This is a genomic window from Bradyrhizobium sp. NBAIM01 (assembly GCF_020194115.1).
In the GTDB taxonomy this organism is placed as follows: Bacteria; Pseudomonadota; Alphaproteobacteria; order Rhizobiales; family Xanthobacteraceae; genus Bradyrhizobium; species Bradyrhizobium yuanmingense.
On sequence record NZ_JADYVU010000002.1, the window covers coordinates 890,573 to 907,262 of the forward strand.

14 protein-coding genes are annotated in these 16,690 nt (G+C 65.2%); 11 read left to right on the forward strand and 3 right to left on the reverse strand.

Annotated features, from left to right (window positions below; translation table 11 throughout):
* Positions 1-175: 175 nt before the first annotated feature.
* Complete coding sequence (ugpB, locus tag I6F31_RS10590; protein ID WP_197424430.1) at positions 176-1,498, reverse strand: sn-glycerol-3-phosphate ABC transporter substrate-binding protein UgpB; 1,323 nt, start codon at positions 1,496-1,498, stop codon at positions 176-178.
* Between the two features lie 298 nt (positions 1,499-1,796).
* Between ugpB and I6F31_RS10595 the strand changes: the two genes are divergently transcribed.
* The 10 genes from I6F31_RS10595 to I6F31_RS10640 all read left to right on the forward strand — a co-directional run bounded on the left by I6F31_RS10595 (position 1,797) and on the right by I6F31_RS10640 (position 13,346).
* Positions 1,797-2,807 (forward strand): TRAP transporter substrate-binding protein, encoded by a 1,011-nt coding sequence (locus tag I6F31_RS10595; protein WP_057028609.1) that lies wholly within the window; start codon positions 1,797-1,799, stop codon positions 2,805-2,807.
* Positions 2,808-2,861: 54 nt separating this feature from the next.
* A complete protein-coding gene (locus I6F31_RS10600; RefSeq protein WP_225185373.1) occupies positions 2,862-4,892 on the forward strand; it encodes an ATP-binding protein in 2,031 nt (676 codons plus the stop codon).
* Positions 4,862-6,607, forward strand: coding sequence for a DUF3369 domain-containing protein (locus tag I6F31_RS10605; protein ID WP_074447643.1), 1,746 nt, complete (start codon positions 4,862-4,864; stop codon positions 6,605-6,607). Before I6F31_RS10600 ends, I6F31_RS10605 begins: the two co-directional genes overlap by 31 nt.
* A 39-nt stretch (positions 6,608-6,646) precedes the next feature.
* A complete protein-coding gene (locus I6F31_RS10610; protein WP_036001902.1) occupies positions 6,647-7,378 on the forward strand; it encodes a response regulator in 732 nt (243 codons plus the stop codon).
* A 408-nt stretch (positions 7,379-7,786) separates the two neighbouring features.
* Entirely contained in the window at positions 7,787-8,398 is a 612-nt protein-coding gene (locus I6F31_RS10615) for a sigma-70 family RNA polymerase sigma factor (protein ID WP_036020284.1), read from the forward strand.
* A 484-nt stretch (positions 8,399-8,882) separates the two neighbouring features.
* The gene (locus tag I6F31_RS10620; protein ID WP_225147476.1) at positions 8,883-9,581 is read left to right on the forward strand and encodes a cytochrome c biogenesis CcdA family protein; all 699 of its coding nucleotides are present in this window, start codon (positions 8,883-8,885) and stop codon (positions 9,579-9,581) included.
* Positions 9,582-9,613: 32 nt separating this feature from the next.
* Entirely contained in the window at positions 9,614-10,177 is a 564-nt protein-coding gene (locus tag I6F31_RS10625) for a thioredoxin family protein (RefSeq protein WP_225147477.1), read from the forward strand.
* A 102-nt stretch (positions 10,178-10,279) separates the two neighbouring features.
* Complete coding sequence (locus tag I6F31_RS10630; RefSeq protein WP_225185358.1) at positions 10,280-11,251, forward strand: hypothetical protein; 972 nt, start codon at positions 10,280-10,282, stop codon at positions 11,249-11,251.
* Between the two features lie 333 nt (positions 11,252-11,584).
* On the forward strand, positions 11,585-12,178 hold the full coding sequence (locus tag I6F31_RS10635) for a L,D-transpeptidase (protein WP_225134377.1): 594 nt from the start codon (positions 11,585-11,587) through the stop codon (positions 12,176-12,178).
* Between the two features lie 130 nt (positions 12,179-12,308).
* Entirely contained in the window at positions 12,309-13,346 is a 1,038-nt protein-coding gene (locus I6F31_RS10640; protein WP_036001959.1) for an amino acid ABC transporter substrate-binding protein, read from the forward strand.
* A 169-nt stretch (positions 13,347-13,515) separates the two neighbouring features.
* Here I6F31_RS10640 and I6F31_RS10645 read toward each other — a convergent pair whose 3' ends face one another.
* Positions 13,516-14,655 (reverse strand): acyl-CoA dehydrogenase family protein, encoded by a 1,140-nt coding sequence (locus tag I6F31_RS10645; RefSeq protein WP_225147478.1) that lies wholly within the window; start codon positions 14,653-14,655, stop codon positions 13,516-13,518.
* 146 nt (positions 14,656-14,801) lie between these two features.
* Positions 14,802-16,016 carry an acyl-CoA dehydrogenase family protein gene (locus I6F31_RS10650; protein ID WP_225147479.1) on the reverse strand — a complete coding sequence of 405 codons (1,215 nt, stop codon included), beginning with the start codon at positions 16,014-16,016 and terminating at the stop codon, positions 14,802-14,804.
* Positions 16,017-16,143: 127 nt separating this feature from the next.
* Between I6F31_RS10650 and I6F31_RS10655 the strand changes: the two genes are divergently transcribed.
* Positions 16,144-16,689, forward strand: coding sequence for a carboxymuconolactone decarboxylase family protein (locus I6F31_RS10655; protein ID WP_036001930.1), 546 nt, complete (start codon positions 16,144-16,146; stop codon positions 16,687-16,689).
* The last annotated feature ends 1 nt before the right edge of the window (position 16,690 follow it).

The window sequence follows — 16,690 nt, forward strand, 5'->3', positions numbered from 1 at the left end:
CTTGCGGGGGAGGTCGGCGCGAAGCGCCGGGTGGGGGCTCTCTCCACGTGGGGACACTCTCCGCAGACTTCAGACAATCCCAACGTGGAGAGAACCCTCTCCCAACCCTCCCCCGCAAGCGGGGGAGGGAGCGCACCTCGTTCGCAGCGGCGGCGAGACCTAATCGCAACACACCCTACCGCTCGGGACTCGCGCGCTCGAACTGGCGCAAGAGCTTGTTGCCGCGCTCGACGGCGGAATCGAGCGCTGATTGCGCGCTCTTGTGGCCGGCGAAGGCCTGCTCGAGCTCGTCCTCGATCACGCCGCGGATCAGGACGAAGGAGCCGAGCCGGATGCCCTTGGAGTTCTCGGTCGGCGGATTGAGCGTGATCTGCTCGAACGAGATCGCCGAGCCCGGATTGCGCTCATAGAAGCCTTGCGAGCGCGTCAGCTCGAAGGCTGCGCGGGTCACGGGGAGATAGCCGGTGTTCTGGTGCCAGGCCGCCTGCACGCCGGGCTGGGACAGATAGGCGAAGAACCGCGCCACGCCCTTGTATTCCTCGCGCGGACGGTCGCGCAGCACCCACAGCGTGGCGCCGCCGATGATCGAGTTCTGCGGCGCGCCCTTCACGTCGGGCCAATAGGGCATCATGCCGTAGCCGATCTCGAACTTCGAATTGGCCTTGATGTCGGCGCGCGTCGCCGAGGAGCCGATGAAGATGCCGCACTCGCCCTTCTGGAAGCGCGGCTCGGCCGACTGGCCACGGCCGCTATAATCGAACAGCCTGGTCTTCTGCCATTCGCTGAGCGCCGCGACGTGATGCACCAGCCTCGGATTGTTGATGGTCAATTCCGCATCGAGCCCGGCGAAGCCGTTCGCCCGGCTCGCGACCGCGAGGTTATGGAAGGCGGCGAAATTCTCGACATGGATCCAGGACGGCCAGGACGTGGTGAAGCCGCAAGCAGCGCCGCGGTCGCGCAGGCGCTTGGCGGCCGCTCCCAGTTCCGGCCAGGTCTTCGGCGGCGCCTCCGGATCGAGGCCGGCGTCGCGGAACATGGTCTTGTTGTAATAGAGGATCGGCGTCGAGGAATTGAACGGAAAGGACAACAGATTGCCGGCCGCATCGGTGTAATAGCCGGAGACCGCGGGCAGATAGTCACTGAGCGAGAACGGCTCGCCCTGGTCCCGCATCAGGCTGAACACCGGATAGATCGCGCCCTTGGCCGCGGTCATGGTGGCGGTGGCGACCTCGTTGACCTGGACGATGGCGGGCTGGGTGCGCGAACGGAAGGCGAAGATCGCCGCCGTCACCGTCTCGGTGTAATTGCCCTTGTAGACGGGCACGATGCGGTAATCGGATTGCGAGGCGTTGAAGTCGGCGGCGAGCTTTTCCAGCTGCCGGCCGAGTTCGCCGGACATGGCGTGCCACCAGGCGATCTCGGTGGCAGCCCGCGCAGGGGCGGCCAATGCGAGGGCCGCAAAGGCGGCAACGAGCTGCAAAAGGCGCAAGGCTGACATCAGGATGGCTCTTCCCAGGCCGCGGCGACGACGAGGCGGCTGTCCTGCTTAAGCCCCGGCATTGGTCGTTTCAACCGGGAATGAACGCCGGCCGCGCCGCACAATCAGCCCGCTGGCCGGGGGCGGGATGGGACTTCCCTTAACATCTGCTGGAGCCCCGTTCCAATCGGAACGGGTTCTAAATTATTAATTTGACGGGTTTTCTTTACGCGAACCGGTATCTACTTCGCTTGAAAACGCTTTAGATTGCATTGAACCTTTTCCTTCCGCCATAGACTCCACCACTGAGGGGTTGAGTGTGCCAGTGTTGAGCCGTGCCGAACTCTCGCGGACCGGGGTGGTCTTCGTCGCGCTTCTGCTTGCCGCAGTCTCGTCGAGCATGCGTGCGACGAGTGCGGTTGCGCGCGAATTTCGCGCCGCCGACACCCAAGCCGAGGACTACCCGACCGTCCAGGCGCTGCGCTACATGGGCGCCCTGATCGCCGAGCGCACCAAGGGCCGCCACGAGATCAAGGTGTTCCACTCCCGCCAGCTCGGGGAGGAAAAGGAGACCATCGAGCAGACCCGGGCCGGTGCGATCGACCTCAACCGGACCAATGTCGCCCTGATCGGCAATTTCGTCCCGGCGATGAACGTGCTGGCGATGCCGTTCCTGTTCCGGTCCATCGAGCACATGCAGAAGGTGCTGGACGGGCCTGTCGGCAGCGAGATCCTCGGCAGCTTCGAGCCCTACGGCTTCGTCGGGCTCGCCTTCTACGATTCGGGTGCGCGGTCGATCTATAACGGGGTCCGCCCGGTGAAGACCATCGCGGACCTCAAGGGATTGCGGATCCGGGTGCAGCAGTCGGAGTTGATGAGCCAGATGATGCGCGCGCTCGGCGCCGAACCGGTCGAGCTGCCCTACGGGCAGGTGCTCACCGGGCTTGCCAACCATCTGATCGACGGCGCCGAAAACAACTGGCCATCCTTCGTGACCACGAACCATTACAAGCATGCCGGCCATTACACCCTCACCGAGCACACGATGAGCCCGGAGGTGCTGGTGATCTCTCTGAAGGCCTGGAACAGCCTGTCGGCGGAGGAGCAGACGATCTTTAAGGAGGCCGCGCAGCGCTCCAGCCGGTTCATGCGCGAGAAGTGGCGCGACCTCGAGGAACAGTCGCAGCGCAAGGCGCAGGAAGCCGGCGTGACCATCATCAGGGACATCGACCGCAAGCCGTTCGAGGACGCCATGGCCGCAATCTACGCCAAGGCCGCGCGCGACCCCGCGGCGGCCGCGCTGATCGAACGGATTCGCAAGGTGGAGTGAGGCCTGTTGGCTGCGCTTGGACATAGCGATCACGCGGACAAGCCACCCGGCCCGATCGGGCAGCTGCGCGCGCGCATCGTCGGCCTCTTACGGGCGGTGCCGATCCGCTGGCGCATCCTGTCGATCGCCGCGCTGAACTCCGCCGTGGTCGTGGTGCTGGTGGCGATGATCTGGAACGGCGCCAAGGTGCTCGGCTCGGCCTGGGACGATGTGCGCCAGGTGCGCGAGTCCGACCGGATCTTGGCGCTGCTCGAAAGCGAGACCGGGCGGCTGCAGAACCTGATCCACCGCTACATCAACCAGCCGAGTCCGGACCTGTTCGCCGAGATCCTGTTGCTGCGCGAGGCGGTGCTGGGCACGCTGACCAATCGCGCCGCCAAGGACCCGATGCTGTCGGGCTCGGTCGAGGAGCTGGAGCGCACCACCGACCGCTTCCTCAACGGCTTCGGCGAGCTGCGCAGCGTGCAGTCCACCATCGCCAAGACCTATGAGGAGCAGGTGCAGGGCCCGGCCAGGGACATGGCGGGGCTCTACTCCATCATCGAGGGTGCCACCGGCCATCGCGACGCGCTGATCTGGCCCTCGCTCGGCAAATCCCGCGAAGCCTTCACCGCGATGCTGGTCGCGGCCAATTCCTATTACCTGTCGCAGTCGTCGGGCGCCGCCGACGACGCGCGCCGCCACACCGAGACGATCGAGAGGACCATCCCGGTCATGATCGATCTCGCCGACAACGACCTGCAGAAGATGGCCTTGCGGCGGCTCGCGGCCCGCACCGCCGCACTTCGCGAGGGTTTTGCAAAGCTCTCCGAGCAGCTTGCGAGCCGCACCGAGCTGCTCCGCAACACCATCGACGCCAGCCAAGCCGAGGCGATCGGCGCCATCGACGACCTCTCGACCAAGATGCGCCAGCGCGAGCAGAAGGCGCAGGAGGTGTTCGACCGCACGCTGGCGGATATCTCACGCCGGGTGCTGTCGATCGCGGTGATCTTCCTCGGCATCATCCTCACCGCGGGCGTCCTGATCGCGCTGTCGATCCGCCTGCCGCTGCAGCAGATCATGTCCGCGATGCGCGCGATCACGCTCGGCGATCTCGACCGCGAGGTGCAGGGCACGAAAGCGCGCGACGAGGTCGGGGCCATGGCGCGCGCGGTGGAGGTGTTCCGCGAGAACGCGATCGCCAAGCGCCGGACCGAGGACGAGCTGCGCGCGTCCAAGGAAAAGGCCGAGAGCGCCCTGCTCGAGCTCAACACCGCGCAGCAGAACCTGATCGACGCCGAGCGGCTGGCCGCGCTCGGCGGCCTGGTTGCCGGCGTCGCGCACGAGGTCAACAACCCGATCGGCATCAGCCTGACGGTGGCTTCGAGCTTTGCCCGGCGCACCGAGATTTTCGAAGCCCAGCTCAAGGGCGAGGGCGGCCTGCGCCGCTCGCAGCTGGAGGAGTTCGTGCAATCCTCGCGCGACGCCTCGCAGCAGCTCGTCGCCAACCTGACCCGCGCCGGCGAGTTGATCCAGTCGTTCAAGCAGGTGGCGGTCGACCGCTCCCATGCCGAGCGGCGGCAATTCTCCTTGAGCGAAGCCACCGACCAGATCATCGCCAGCCTCAAGCCCGTGCTGAAGCGCTCGCCGATCACGCTGGAGGTCGACGTGCCCGAGGGCCTGCTGCTCGACGGCTATCCCGGCTCCTACGGCCAGATCCTGACCAACCTCTTCCTCAACGCCGCCAATCACGCCTTCGCCGACGGCCGCGCCGGCCGGATCGCGATTTCGGCGCGGCCGCGCGGCACCGAGGACATCGAGATCAGCTTCTCCGACGACGGGGCCGGCATGACCCCGGACGTGCAGCGCCAGGCCTTTGACCCTTTCTTTACCACCCGGCGCAATGAAGGCGGCACGGGACTTGGCCTTCATATCGTCTATAACCTCGTCACCCAGCAGCTCGGCGGCCGGATGATGCTGGAATCCAAGCTGGGACAAGGCACTACTTTTCGCATTATCATGCCCCGCATCGCCAAGGGCGGCGCGCAAAGCACAGAAAGTGACGGGACTTCTCAATGGCCGAACAGGACGATGTCCTCCACCTGATCGACGACACCGGTACTGCGTCGGAGGACAGCAACGCCCGGAAATGGAAGATCGCCGTCATCGATGATGATCCGGCCGTGCATGACGGCACGCGTTTCGCGCTGTCGGACTACAGCCTGAACGGCCAGAGCCTGGAGATCCTGTCGGCCTATTCCGCGGCCGAAGGGCGCAAGCTGATGGCCGAGCACCGCGACGTCGCCGCCGTGCTGCTCGACGTCATCATGGAGACCGACGTCGCCGGCCTCGAGCTGGTCGAGTTCATTCGCAACGAGATCCGGAACGAGACCGTGCGCATCATCCTGCGCACCGGCCAGCCCGGCCAGGCGCCGGAGCGGCGCGTCATCGTGCAGTACGACATCAACGACTACAAGGCCAAGACCGAGCTCACCGCCGACAAGCTGTTCACCTCGCTGACCGCGGCGCTGCGCTCCTACCAGCAGCTCGAGCGCATGGTGCAGACCCGGCGCGGGCTGGAGATCATCATCGACGCGGCGTCCACGCTGTACGACTTCAAGTCGATGCAGCGGCTCGCCGAGGGCGTCCTGACCCAGCTCGCTTCGCTACTCAACGTCGATTGCGCCGGCATCCTGGTGCTGCGCGACAATGGCGGCATCGATCCCGAGCTCTCGGTGCTCGCCGGCAGCGGCTGCTACAGCCGCTTCATCGGCACCACCTCGTCGAAGGCGCTCGACCCCGAGCTGCGCGAGATGGTGGAGGCCGCGTTCCAGCGCCGCAAGAACGAGTTCGCCGACCACCGCAGCGTGATCTATTTGCGCACCGGATCGGGCCGCGAGGTCGTGGTGCTGCTCCAGGCCGAGCGCGAGCTGTCGGAGACCGACCGTTCGCTGGTCGAGATCTTCTCCTCCAGGCTCTCGATCGCCTTCGACAACGTGATCCTCTACCAGCAACTGCAGGACGCCAATACCCAGCTGGAGGACCGCGTCGCCCAGCGCACCCGCGCCCTGATGCAGGCCAACCGCCGCCTCTCGGCGCAATGGCTGCGGTTGCAGCGCGCCAACGGCTTCAAGAACGAGATTCTCGGCACCGTCGCGCACGACCTGAAGAACCCGCTCGGCGTCATTCTCGGCCGCACCGAGATGCTCAAGGAGCTGATCTCGACCGGCGCCTCGGAAAGCGGGGTCGTCGCCCAGGTCGACCACATCCGCGACGCCACCAAACGCCTGACCACGATGGTCGATCATTTGATCTCGGACGCGATGGCCGATGCCTTCGACATCACCATCCGCCGCGAGCCGGTCGACGTCGCCGCCCTGGTCAAGGAAGTCGCCGAGGCCAACCAGCCGCTCGCGGTCAACAAGCAGCAGGCGATCAGCGTCACCGCGCCGCCCAACATCGTCACCATGTGCGACACCGACCGCATCCGCGAGGCGATCGACAATCTCATCAGCAACGCCATCAAATACTCACCGATCGGCGGCAAGATCGACGTCACCGTGGTCCACGAGGGCAGCGACACCATCGTCAGCGTCAGCGACGAGGGCGCCGGCCTGTCGCCGGAGGATCTCGGCCGCCTGTTCGGCCGGTTCCAGCGGCTGTCGGCCAAGCCGACTGCCGGGGAGAGCTCGACGGGACTTGGGCTCTCCATCGTCAAGCGTATCATCGACATGCACGGCGGCGAGGTGACCGCCGAGAGCGAGGGCCCCGGCAAGGGCTCGACCTTCACCATCACCCTCCCTGCGACTGAAGCGCCGTGATGTCAAAGCCCGTGATGCAAAGCCCATGATGCAAAGCCCATGACCCAAAGCCAGCACATCATGATCGTCGACGATGAGGCTCCGGCCCGGGAGATGGTCGGCGATTACCTCAAGATGCACGGCTTCACCGTGACGCTGTGCGACGGCGGCAAGTCCTTGCGCGCCGCGATCCAGGGCAGCATGCCTGATCTCGTCGTGCTCGACCTCAACATGCCCGAGGAAGACGGGCTCTCGATCATCCGCGACCTCAAGAGCCGCATCAACGTGCCCGTCATCATGCTGACGGCGACCGCGAGCCCGATCGACCGCGTCGTCGGCCTCGAGCTCGGCGCGGACGATTACGTGGCAAAGCCCTGCGAGCTGCGCGAGCTGATGGCGCGCATCCGCTCGGTGCTGCGGCGGAGCGGGCCGGCCAAGGCGGCAGAGGCGCCAGCGGCGAAGTCGGACAAGGAGCAGCTGGTGCGCTTCGGCACCAAATGGCTCGACCTCGAAGCGCAGGCCTTGCGCGATGACGAGGGCAACGAGCATCCGCTGACCGCATCCGAGTTCGGGCTGCTCAAGGTGTTCGCGGCCAATCCGAAGCGCGTGCTGTCGCGCGAGCGCCTGCTCGAGCTTGCCAACGCCCGCGACGCCGAAGCCTTCGACCGCGCGGTCGATCTGCGCATCATGCGCATCCGCCGCAAGATCGAGCCCGACCCGGCCAAGCCTGCCGTAATCCGCACCATCCGCGGCGGCGGCTATCTGTTCTCGCCGCAGGGCGAGAAGGCGTAGGGCGAGCGGCACAACCCGCTCTGCCGTAGCCCGGATGGAGCACAGCGCAATCCGGGGGTGCTGTAGCCGCGGATGGAGTTGCCCCGGATTTCGCTGCGCTTCATCCGGGCTACGAGATTATCGCCCCCGGGACGACAGCGGTAGGTGCGGCGCGACCAAACGCAATCCTCCTAAATTCGTTCCGCGGCGCGCCCGTCCGGCCCCGAATCCCCACCCCCGTATTTTCCGTACGTTGAAATCACAAGGTTTTTTGCCCCGAATGTTTCGTCGCACCCTGTCCGGCGAAACAATTTGACGGCGCACGAAACCATTTTCCGCTTTTCGTGCAGACGTCCCGAAACGTTGGCTCATTAACACTTTGACCCAAGGAAACGCCGCTCGGTTGCGGCGCTACGGGGAGCCAAGTCCATGCCGAACGTCATTGCCATCAACGCCCAAGCCAGCCAGAGCATCATTGCCGCTCAGGCGACCTCGGACGACATGCTCCTCGCAAGCATTGCCGACGGCAACCGGACGGCCATGCACATCCTTTACTGCCGGCACAATGTACGGGTGTACCGATTCATCCTGCGCATCGTGCGCGACGCCACCACGGCGGAAGATCTGGTCAGCCAGGTGTTTCTGGACGTGTGGCGGACCGCCGGCCAATTCCAGGGCCGCTCGCAGGTGTCCACCTGGCTGCTCTCGATCGCCCGCTTCAAGGCGCTGACCGCGATGCGCCAGCGCCGCTTTGAGGACATCGATCAGGAGGACGTGCGTCAGATCCCTGATGGTTGCGACACGCCGGAGACCTCGCTCGACCGCAGCGACACCAGCGCCATCCTGCGCGCCTGCGTGCAGAAGCTGTCGCCGGCGCATCGGGAGATCATCAACCTCGTCTATTACCACGAGAAGTCGGTGGAGGAGGTCGGCCAGATCATCGGCATCCCCCAGAGCACGGTGAAGACGCGGATGTTCTATGCGCGCAAGCAACTCGCCGATTTGCTTAAGGGCGCCGGCGTCGACCGTTTCGCCGCTTAACAACAATGTTTTCAAGGGGATAGGACCTCCGTTTTGGCCCTCTCCCCGGACACGGAAGCGTTACCACTGACGAAACAATTGAAACAAACGACAACATCAGGCGGAAAAACTTCCCTTCTATAAAGCTCCCATACGGTTTCGTTAAACCTCCCAAGACCTCCAGCGACCCGGACGATGCCCCGTCCGGGTCGTTTTTATTTGGGCCTGAGTGGTTGCCGGCTCCGCGGTCGGTGCGCTCCCTCCCCCGCTTGCGGGGGAGGGCTGGGGAGAGGGTGTTTCCGCAACGGGGCACTCCCCCCAGAGGAAAGAACCCTCACCCGCCGCACTCTGCGAGTGCGCCGGCCTCTCCGGCAAGCGGGAGAGGCGGGAGCCCGCGGCCACCGTGCTCTGCAAAGCAACAGCCCCCGTCACGAAGCCGTGACGCTGCGTAACGACCGTCCCACCGCACGCGAACAGCCCTCGTGACCTCCCTCACGAGTGCCTCATGCTCGACCTGCTCTTTGCTCTCCTCGCCGGCATCCTCACCATCGCCGCGCCCTGCACACTGCCGATGTTGCCGATCCTGCTCGGTGCCTCGATCGGGCGCGCGGGGCATCTGCGACCCGCGATGATCGCGCTCGGCTTCGTCTTTTCCTTCTCGGTGGTCGCGCTGGCGCTCGGCGCGATCACGCGGGCCTTCGATTTCGATCCGAACGTGCTGCGCGAGGCGGCAGCGGTCCTGCTGCTCGGCTTCGGCCTGTTGATGCTGTGGCCGGCGCCGTTCGAATGGCTGTCGCTCCGGATCAACGGCTGGCTCGATCTCGGCAACATCGGCGCCACGCAGCGCGACGGCGCACTCGGTGGGCTGATCCTCGGCACCACCTTGGGACTGGTCTGGACGCCCTGCGCAGGGCCCGTGCTCGGCTCGATCCTGACGCTGGTGGCGACGTCGAAGAACGTTGCCTGGGCCGGCACGCTGCTGGTCGCCTATGCCATTGGCGCTGCGATCCCGATGCTGGGAATAGCCTATGGCGGACAGGCCGCGACCACGCGCGTACGCAGCCTGGCCCGGATCTCACCGCGGCTGCAGCAGGGCTTTGGCGTCGTCGTGATCGGCTTCGCGGTCGCCGCCTATTTTCAATACGACACGCTGATCGTGGCGTGGCTCACCGGCTTCTACCCCACCGGCCAGATCGGCCTGTGATCCCACCTCATCTTCACCGGAGGACGCTTTCCATGACTCTCAAGCTGCTCGCACTGTCTGCTGCACTGATCGGCATCACAGTGACCGGCGCCGTCATCCCCGGCATCTGCGACGAGGCCGCACGCGCCGCGCCTGTCGTCACCGCCGCCGCGAACCAGCTGGCCGCGCCCGACTTCACCGGCATCACCAACTGGTTCAACTCGAAGCCGCTTCATATCGCCGATCTCCGCGGCAAGGTCGTGCTGGTCAATTTCTGGACCTATGGCTGCGTCAACTGCGTCAACACGCTGCCGCATGTCACCGGCCTCTACGCCAAGTACCGGGATCGAGGCCTCGTCGTGGTCGGCGTGCACACGCCGGAATTCCCGTTCGAGCGCTCCGCCGCCAACGTGCAGGCCGCGCTGAAGCGCCATGGCATCACCTATCCGGTGGCGCAGGACAATGAGTCCAAGACCTGGAGCGCCTATCGCAATCAATATTGGCCGGCGCAATACATCGTCGACCAGAGCGGCAAGATCGTGTTCCAGCACGCGGGCGAAGGCAGCTATGACGAGATCGACCGCACGGTGGCCAAGCTGCTGAACGCGAGCAGCTGACGCCGCACGGTCATCGCGCGGCGGGCTTCAATTGTCGCCCTTGTTGCTTGACTCCACGGAGCCGTCCGTGGAGTTTCGCAACCGACGCAATCAGCCCCCGCAATGGACGCGACCACCAGCACCGACATCCGCCTTCGTGAAGGTTCCTCGATCGCGCAGCGGCTGGTCGTGGCCGGCTGTGCGGGTGCCGTTGCGCTCTGCTTCACGCCGGGTCTGTTCACGCAGGACCTCCTGGAAATCACGATATCGACGGTGGCGCTGCTGGTGGGAGCCGGATTCGTCGTCGGCATCATGATGGCGCCGGCGGTGGTGTGGATCATCACGCCGGACGAGATCCTGATCGGCCGGCAACGGCCGTTCGGAAAACTAAGGACGCGCCTCGTCGGGAAGGACGAGATCACGGCGCTGCAGGTCCCCGGCAGCAAGCGGGTGAAGGCCCGCTTCCAGCTCGTCTTCACCCTGGCCTCGGGCGAGCGGCTGACCTCGCCGCCGATTTCCGATGTCACCCATGTCCGCGACACCGTGGCGTGGATCGCAGCGCATTTCGACGTTCCCAATGTCGAGGCGCCGAGCAACCCGCTCGATGCCAGCAATCCCGAGATGCATCTCGGCGAGCCTCTCGAGGCGTTTCCTGCACGGGAGATCCGCATCGTCGCACTGATCGCGGTGGCTTTGTCCGCGGCCCCCTATGCCTACAAGCTGTGGCGCGGCCTCTCGCCGAGCCATGTCGATATCCTGCTGCTGCCGCTGGGTGCGATCGCGGCATTCACCATCTATCGCTATGCCAACCTTGCGACCGGCGCGTTCTGGGTCATTCGACCGAACGATATTCGCGTCGAGCGCCTGTGGGGCGACGGCAGCCTGCGCGCCGACCAAATCACCGGACCCGACGTCAAGTCGATCACGGTCGAGCGCCGCGGCCGCTCCGAGGACGAGCATTGCATCGTGGTGATCCGGCTGCATTCGGGGCGGCGGTTTCGCAGCCCCCGCATCGGCTCGCGCGTCGAAGCCCGCGCCGTGGCGACGGAGATCGTCCGGCGGCTCGGGATCCCGGCGGGGAGCAACAAGATCTGACTGGGGTGTGGAAGATTGGGCATGGAAGCTTCACATCGTCATGGCCGGGCTTGTCCCGCCTTCGCCTCGCCGAAGCGGCTTCGGCCGCGCAGGCGGGACAAGCCCGGGCATGACGGCATCTGTGAACGCGGCTTCGGGCACCTTCCCGGCGAGGATGTCGCAATCACTGCTTTTCGCGCCATCCCCTGTTCGTGGCATTGCGCCGAGCCCGTCAAAAAACCAAAGCATTCTCGTGACATGCCAGGACGGCGCGCCATCAACTTGCCATGAACTTGCCCCTCAGGTTTGATGGTTCCGAATGATTTGCGCTGTGTGGCAGCGGGGAGAGCTTGAATGACGGATTTTCGTCGCCTGACCGGGGTTTTCGTGGCTGCGATGGGACTGGCCCTGTCCACACCGCACGCCTTCGCCCAGCAGCCGGACCGCGGCGACGAGCCGGGCCTGATCGCCGATGACGGATACCAGCTCGAGCCGGAATGGCAGAAGCAGGTGGTCTACTTCCGCACCACCGAGCCGCCGGGCACGATCATCGTCTCGACGGCCGAGCGTCACCTCTATTTGGTGCAGCCCGGCGGGCGCGCCATCCGCTACGGCATCGGCGTCGGCCGCGACGGATTCCAGTGGCAGGGGCTGGTGACCATCACCAACAAGAAGGAGTGGCCGGACTGGACACCGCCGCCGGAGATGATCCAGCGCCAGCCCTATCTGCCGCGCTTCATGGCCGGCGGCCCGGGCAACCCGCTGGGGGCCCGCGCCATGTATCTCGGCACCACCGTCTACCGCATCCACGGCACCAACCGACCCGACACGATCGGCACCAAGGTGTCGTCCGGCTGCTTCCGCCTGGTCAACGCCGACGTCGCCGACCTCTACGATCGCGTCCCTGTCGGCACCAAGGTGGTCATCCGGCAGAAGCCCGAGCTCTAAGGTTCATGATCCCGGCATGATTGCTTCGGACGGCCGCAGCGTGCCTTGCGCCAACGCGGTCGTCCGGATCCGGATCATGCACTCCGTCCTCGCCTGATTCCTTTTCCCGATTTTTCGAGAGAGCAACATGATGCGCACTTTTCGTGGCGGCCTGCTGATCGGGGTCGCCATCGCCGTGCTGGTCGCCATCGGCGCGATCATTTACGAGTTTTACGACACCCGCACCCTGAGGCGCACGGTTCGCCGCGGCGAGGTGCTGTGCGGCGTCAACAAGGGCCTGCCGGGCTTCTCGATCCCCGACGACAAGGGCAACTGGACCGGCTTCGACGTCGATTTCTGCCGCGCGGTGGCCGCTGCGATCTTCAACGACCCCGGCAAGGCGAAGTTCGTTCCGCTCGACGCCAACGAGCGTTTCAAGGAGCTGCAGAGCCGCAAGGTGGACATCCTCTCGCGCAACACGACCTGGAGCATGGCGCGCGAGCTCGACTACGATTTGTATTTCCCGGCCGTGGCCTATTACGACGGCGTCGGCTTCATGGTGCCGCGCACGCGCAACAAGGAGACCTCGCTCGACCTGGCAGACAGCAAGGTCTGCGTGCAGAACGGAACCACGACGACACTCAACGTCGCCGATTACTTCCGCATCAACAACATGAAGTATGAAGAGGTGAAGTTCGATAACCTCAACGACGTGGTGAAGGCGTACGACACCGGCAAGTGCGACACGTTCTCCGCCGACGTTTCTCAGCTCTATGCTCTCAGGCTGAACCTGACGAAGCCCGGCGACCACATGATCCTGCCGGACATGATCTCCAAGGAGCCGCTCGCCCCCGTGGTGCGCCAGCGCGACGACGACTGGATGATGATCGTGAAGTGGACGCTTTACGCGATGATCAACGCCGAGGAGCTCGGCGTGACCTCGGAGAACATCGACGAGGCCTTGAAGTCGAAGAAGCCGGAGGTGATGCGCCTCGTCGGCACCGAAGGCCGCTACGGCGAGCAGCTCGGCCTCACCAAGGACTGGGCCGCGCGCATCATCCGCCACGTCGGCAATTACGGCGAGATGTACGATCGCAACATCGGCGAGAAGTCGAAGCTGAAGATCCCGCGCGGCATGAACCAGCTGTGGAACGCAGGCGGCGTGCAGTACGCACCGCCGATGCGGTAAGGGGTGCCTCCGGCGAACGTCGTAGGGTGGGTTAGCCTTGCAATTGCGCTAAGCGCAATTGCTCGGCGTAACCCACCATGCTTCCGCGTTTGCCGGACGAAGATGGTGGGTTACGCACTGCAGATGCGCTTCGCGCTTCTGCAGTGCTAACCCACCCTACGAGAGCATCTCAATAACCACGCGACCTGGCCAACTGCTCGGTGTGATAGTTCGCATCGCCGAACAACTCCTCGCAGACGCGGGCGCGCTTCATGAAGAAGCCGATGTCGAACTGGTCGGTCATGCCCATGCCGCCGTGCATCTGCACGCCTTCCTGCACCGCCCGCGTGGCGGTGGTGCCGGCGCGCGCCTTGGCGACGGCGACGGCGGGTGCGGCCTTGGCAAGGTCGGCATCGAGCGCCTGCAGCGCCTTCATGGTGGCGGCACGGGTGATCTCGATGTCGATGTAGAGCTCGGCGGCGCGATGCTGCAGCGCCTGGAATTCGCCGATGAGCTTGCCGAATTGCTTGCGGCTCTTCAGATACTCGACGGTGCGGCCAAACACCTCGTCGCTAAGGCCGACCATTTCGGCGGCGACCGCGCCGCGGCCGATGTCGAGCACGCCATCGAGCAGGCCGGCCGCCTGGTCGACCTCGCCGAGCACGCTGTCCGCATTGACCTCGACATTGGCGAATTCGATCCGCGCCGCATTGTGCGCATCGACCATGATGGTGCGCTCGATCGCAACGCCCTTGGCCTTGGGGTTGACCAGGAACAGCGTCAGGCCCTCGCGTTCGCCGGCAGAGCCCGCGGTGCGCGCGGCGACGATGAGGAGATCGGCGACATGACCGTCGATCACCAGCGCCTTGGCACCGGAGAGCTTGAAGCCGTTGCCGGCGCGCGCGGCCTTGAGGCTGGTCTGCAGCGGGCGATGCTTGGCGCCCTCGTCGATCGCGAGCGTCGCGAGCAGCGAGCCGTTCGCGATCTTCGACAGATATTCCGATTTCTGCGCGGCATTGCCGCCGCGGGTCAGCACTGATGCCGCCACCACTGACGTCGCGAGGAAGGGCGATGGCATCAAGGTGCGGCCAATCTCCTCCATGATAATTCCGGCTTCGGCGAAACCGAGACCGCTGCCACCGAACTCTTCCGGCACGAGCAAGCCGGCAAACCCCATCTCGGCGAAGGAATGCCAAAGATCCTTGGAGAAGCCGGTGGGGTCCTTGCTGTCGCGCAAGTGGCGCAGGTGCGACACCGGCGCCTTGTCGCTGATCAGCCCGCGCGCGGAGTCGCGGAGCATGGATTGTTCTTCGGTGAGGACGAGGGCCATGTGCGTGTTTCCGATTCGAAATCTCTGTTGTCTCGTCATTCCGGGATGCGCCGCAGGCGCAGGCCCGGAATCCATCGGGCGGCAGAGGGGGAGGATGAATGGATTCCGGGCTCGCGACTTCGTCGCGCCCCGGAATGACGGAAACCTCACGCCCCCGGCAGATCCAGGATGCGCTTGGCGACGATGCCGAGCATGACCTCGGACGTGCCGCCTTCGATCGAGTTGGCCTTGGTGCGCAGCCAGGCGCGCGGGCGGGCGCCCTGCCTGGAGCGCTCGCTCTCCCATTCCAGCGCATCGACGCCGCCCGCCGACATCAGGATCTCGTGGCGGCGCTTGTTGAGCTCGGTGCCGTAATATTTCATCGCCGAGGAGAACGCCGGATGCGCCTGCCCGGCCTTGGCGAGATCGACCGCGCGCTCGGCGCAGGCAGCGAGCGCGGCTTCATCGACGTCGAAGCGCGCGATCTTCCCGCGCAGCATGGCGTCGTCGAGCCTGCCCTGCCCATCGGTGCCGACGGAATCGGCCGCGATCTGGCCGAGCGGCCGGCCGACGCCGCGCTCGCCCATCCCCGAGATCATCGCGCGCTCGTGCTGGAGCAGATATTTCGCGACGTCCCAGCCGCGGTTGATGGTGCCGACGACATGCGACTTCGGCACGCGGACATTGTCGAAGAAGGTCTCGCAGAACGGCGAGTAGCCCGAGATCAGCAGGATCGGCTTGGTCGAGACGCCCTTGGAGGTCATGTCGAACAGGATGAAGCTGATGCCGTCATGCTTCTTCGCGGCCGGGTCGGTGCGGACCAGGCAGAAGATCCAGTCGGCGTAATTGGCGTAACTAGTCCATATCTTCTGGCCATTGATGATGAAGTCGTCGCCATCGCTCTCGGCGCGGGTCTGGAGCGAAGCGAGGTCGGAACCGGCGTTCGGCTCCGAATAGCCCTGGCACCAACGGATCTCGCCCGCGGCGATCTTCGGCAGATGCTCCTTCTTCTGGGCCTCGTTGCCGTACTTCAAGAGCGCCGGCCCGAGCATCCAGATGCCGAAGCTCGACAGCGGCGGCCGGGCGCCGATCCGCGCCATCTCGGCGCGCAGCACCTTGTGCTCGGCCGCGCTCAAGCCGCCACCGCCATATTCCCGCGGCCAATCCGGCACGGTCCAGCCCTTGTCGCGCATGCGCTCGAACCAGATGCGCTGCGGCTCGGACGAGAATTTCGCGTTGCGTCCGCCCCAGAACACGTCGGCATCGGACGTTGCGGGCTTGCGCATCTCCGGCGGGCAATTGGCCTCCAGCCAGGCGCGGGTCTCGTTGCGGAATGTTTCGAGATCGGCGAATTCAGAATCGCTGGTTTTGAGATCGGTCATTGGTCGTTTCCATCACCCAACATTCGAATTGTTGACAGCGAGTCTGGGCCAAGCCCCCGCGGAATTCAACCACTTATCATTTATAGTCGCGGCCACAGCGAGCCTTGAAAACAAAGAGGAAACGACAATGCGCCTAAAACTTCTTTCGCCTGGCGAAATGAACGAGAGCCAGCGGCAGACCTATGACGAGTCGATCGCCGGCAAGCGCGGCAAGCCGCCGCCTCCGATGATGGCTTGGCTCAATAGTCCCGAGATGGCCCGGCACGCCACGCGGCTCGGCGAGGTCATGCGCTTCGACACGATCTTCCCGGCCAAGCTGTCGGAGATCGCGATCCTGGTGACGGCGCGGCACTGGACCGCGCATTACGAATGGTACGCGCACAAGCGCCTCGCGCTCGCCGGCGGCATGAAGGGCGAGATCATCGATGCGATCCGCGACCGCCGCACCCCCGATTTCGACGATCCCATGGGGAAGATGATCTACGATCTCGCGAAGTCGCTGCACGAGGGCCACGGCGTCGAGAAAGGTCTCTACGACGAAGCGGTCAAGCTGCTCGGCGAGCGCGGCGTCGTCGAGGTCATCGGGCTGTGCGGCTACTACACGCTGGTGTCGATGACGCTGAACACGTTCGAGTTCGGCCTGCCCGAGGGCGAGGTGTCGGAGCTGGCTTAGT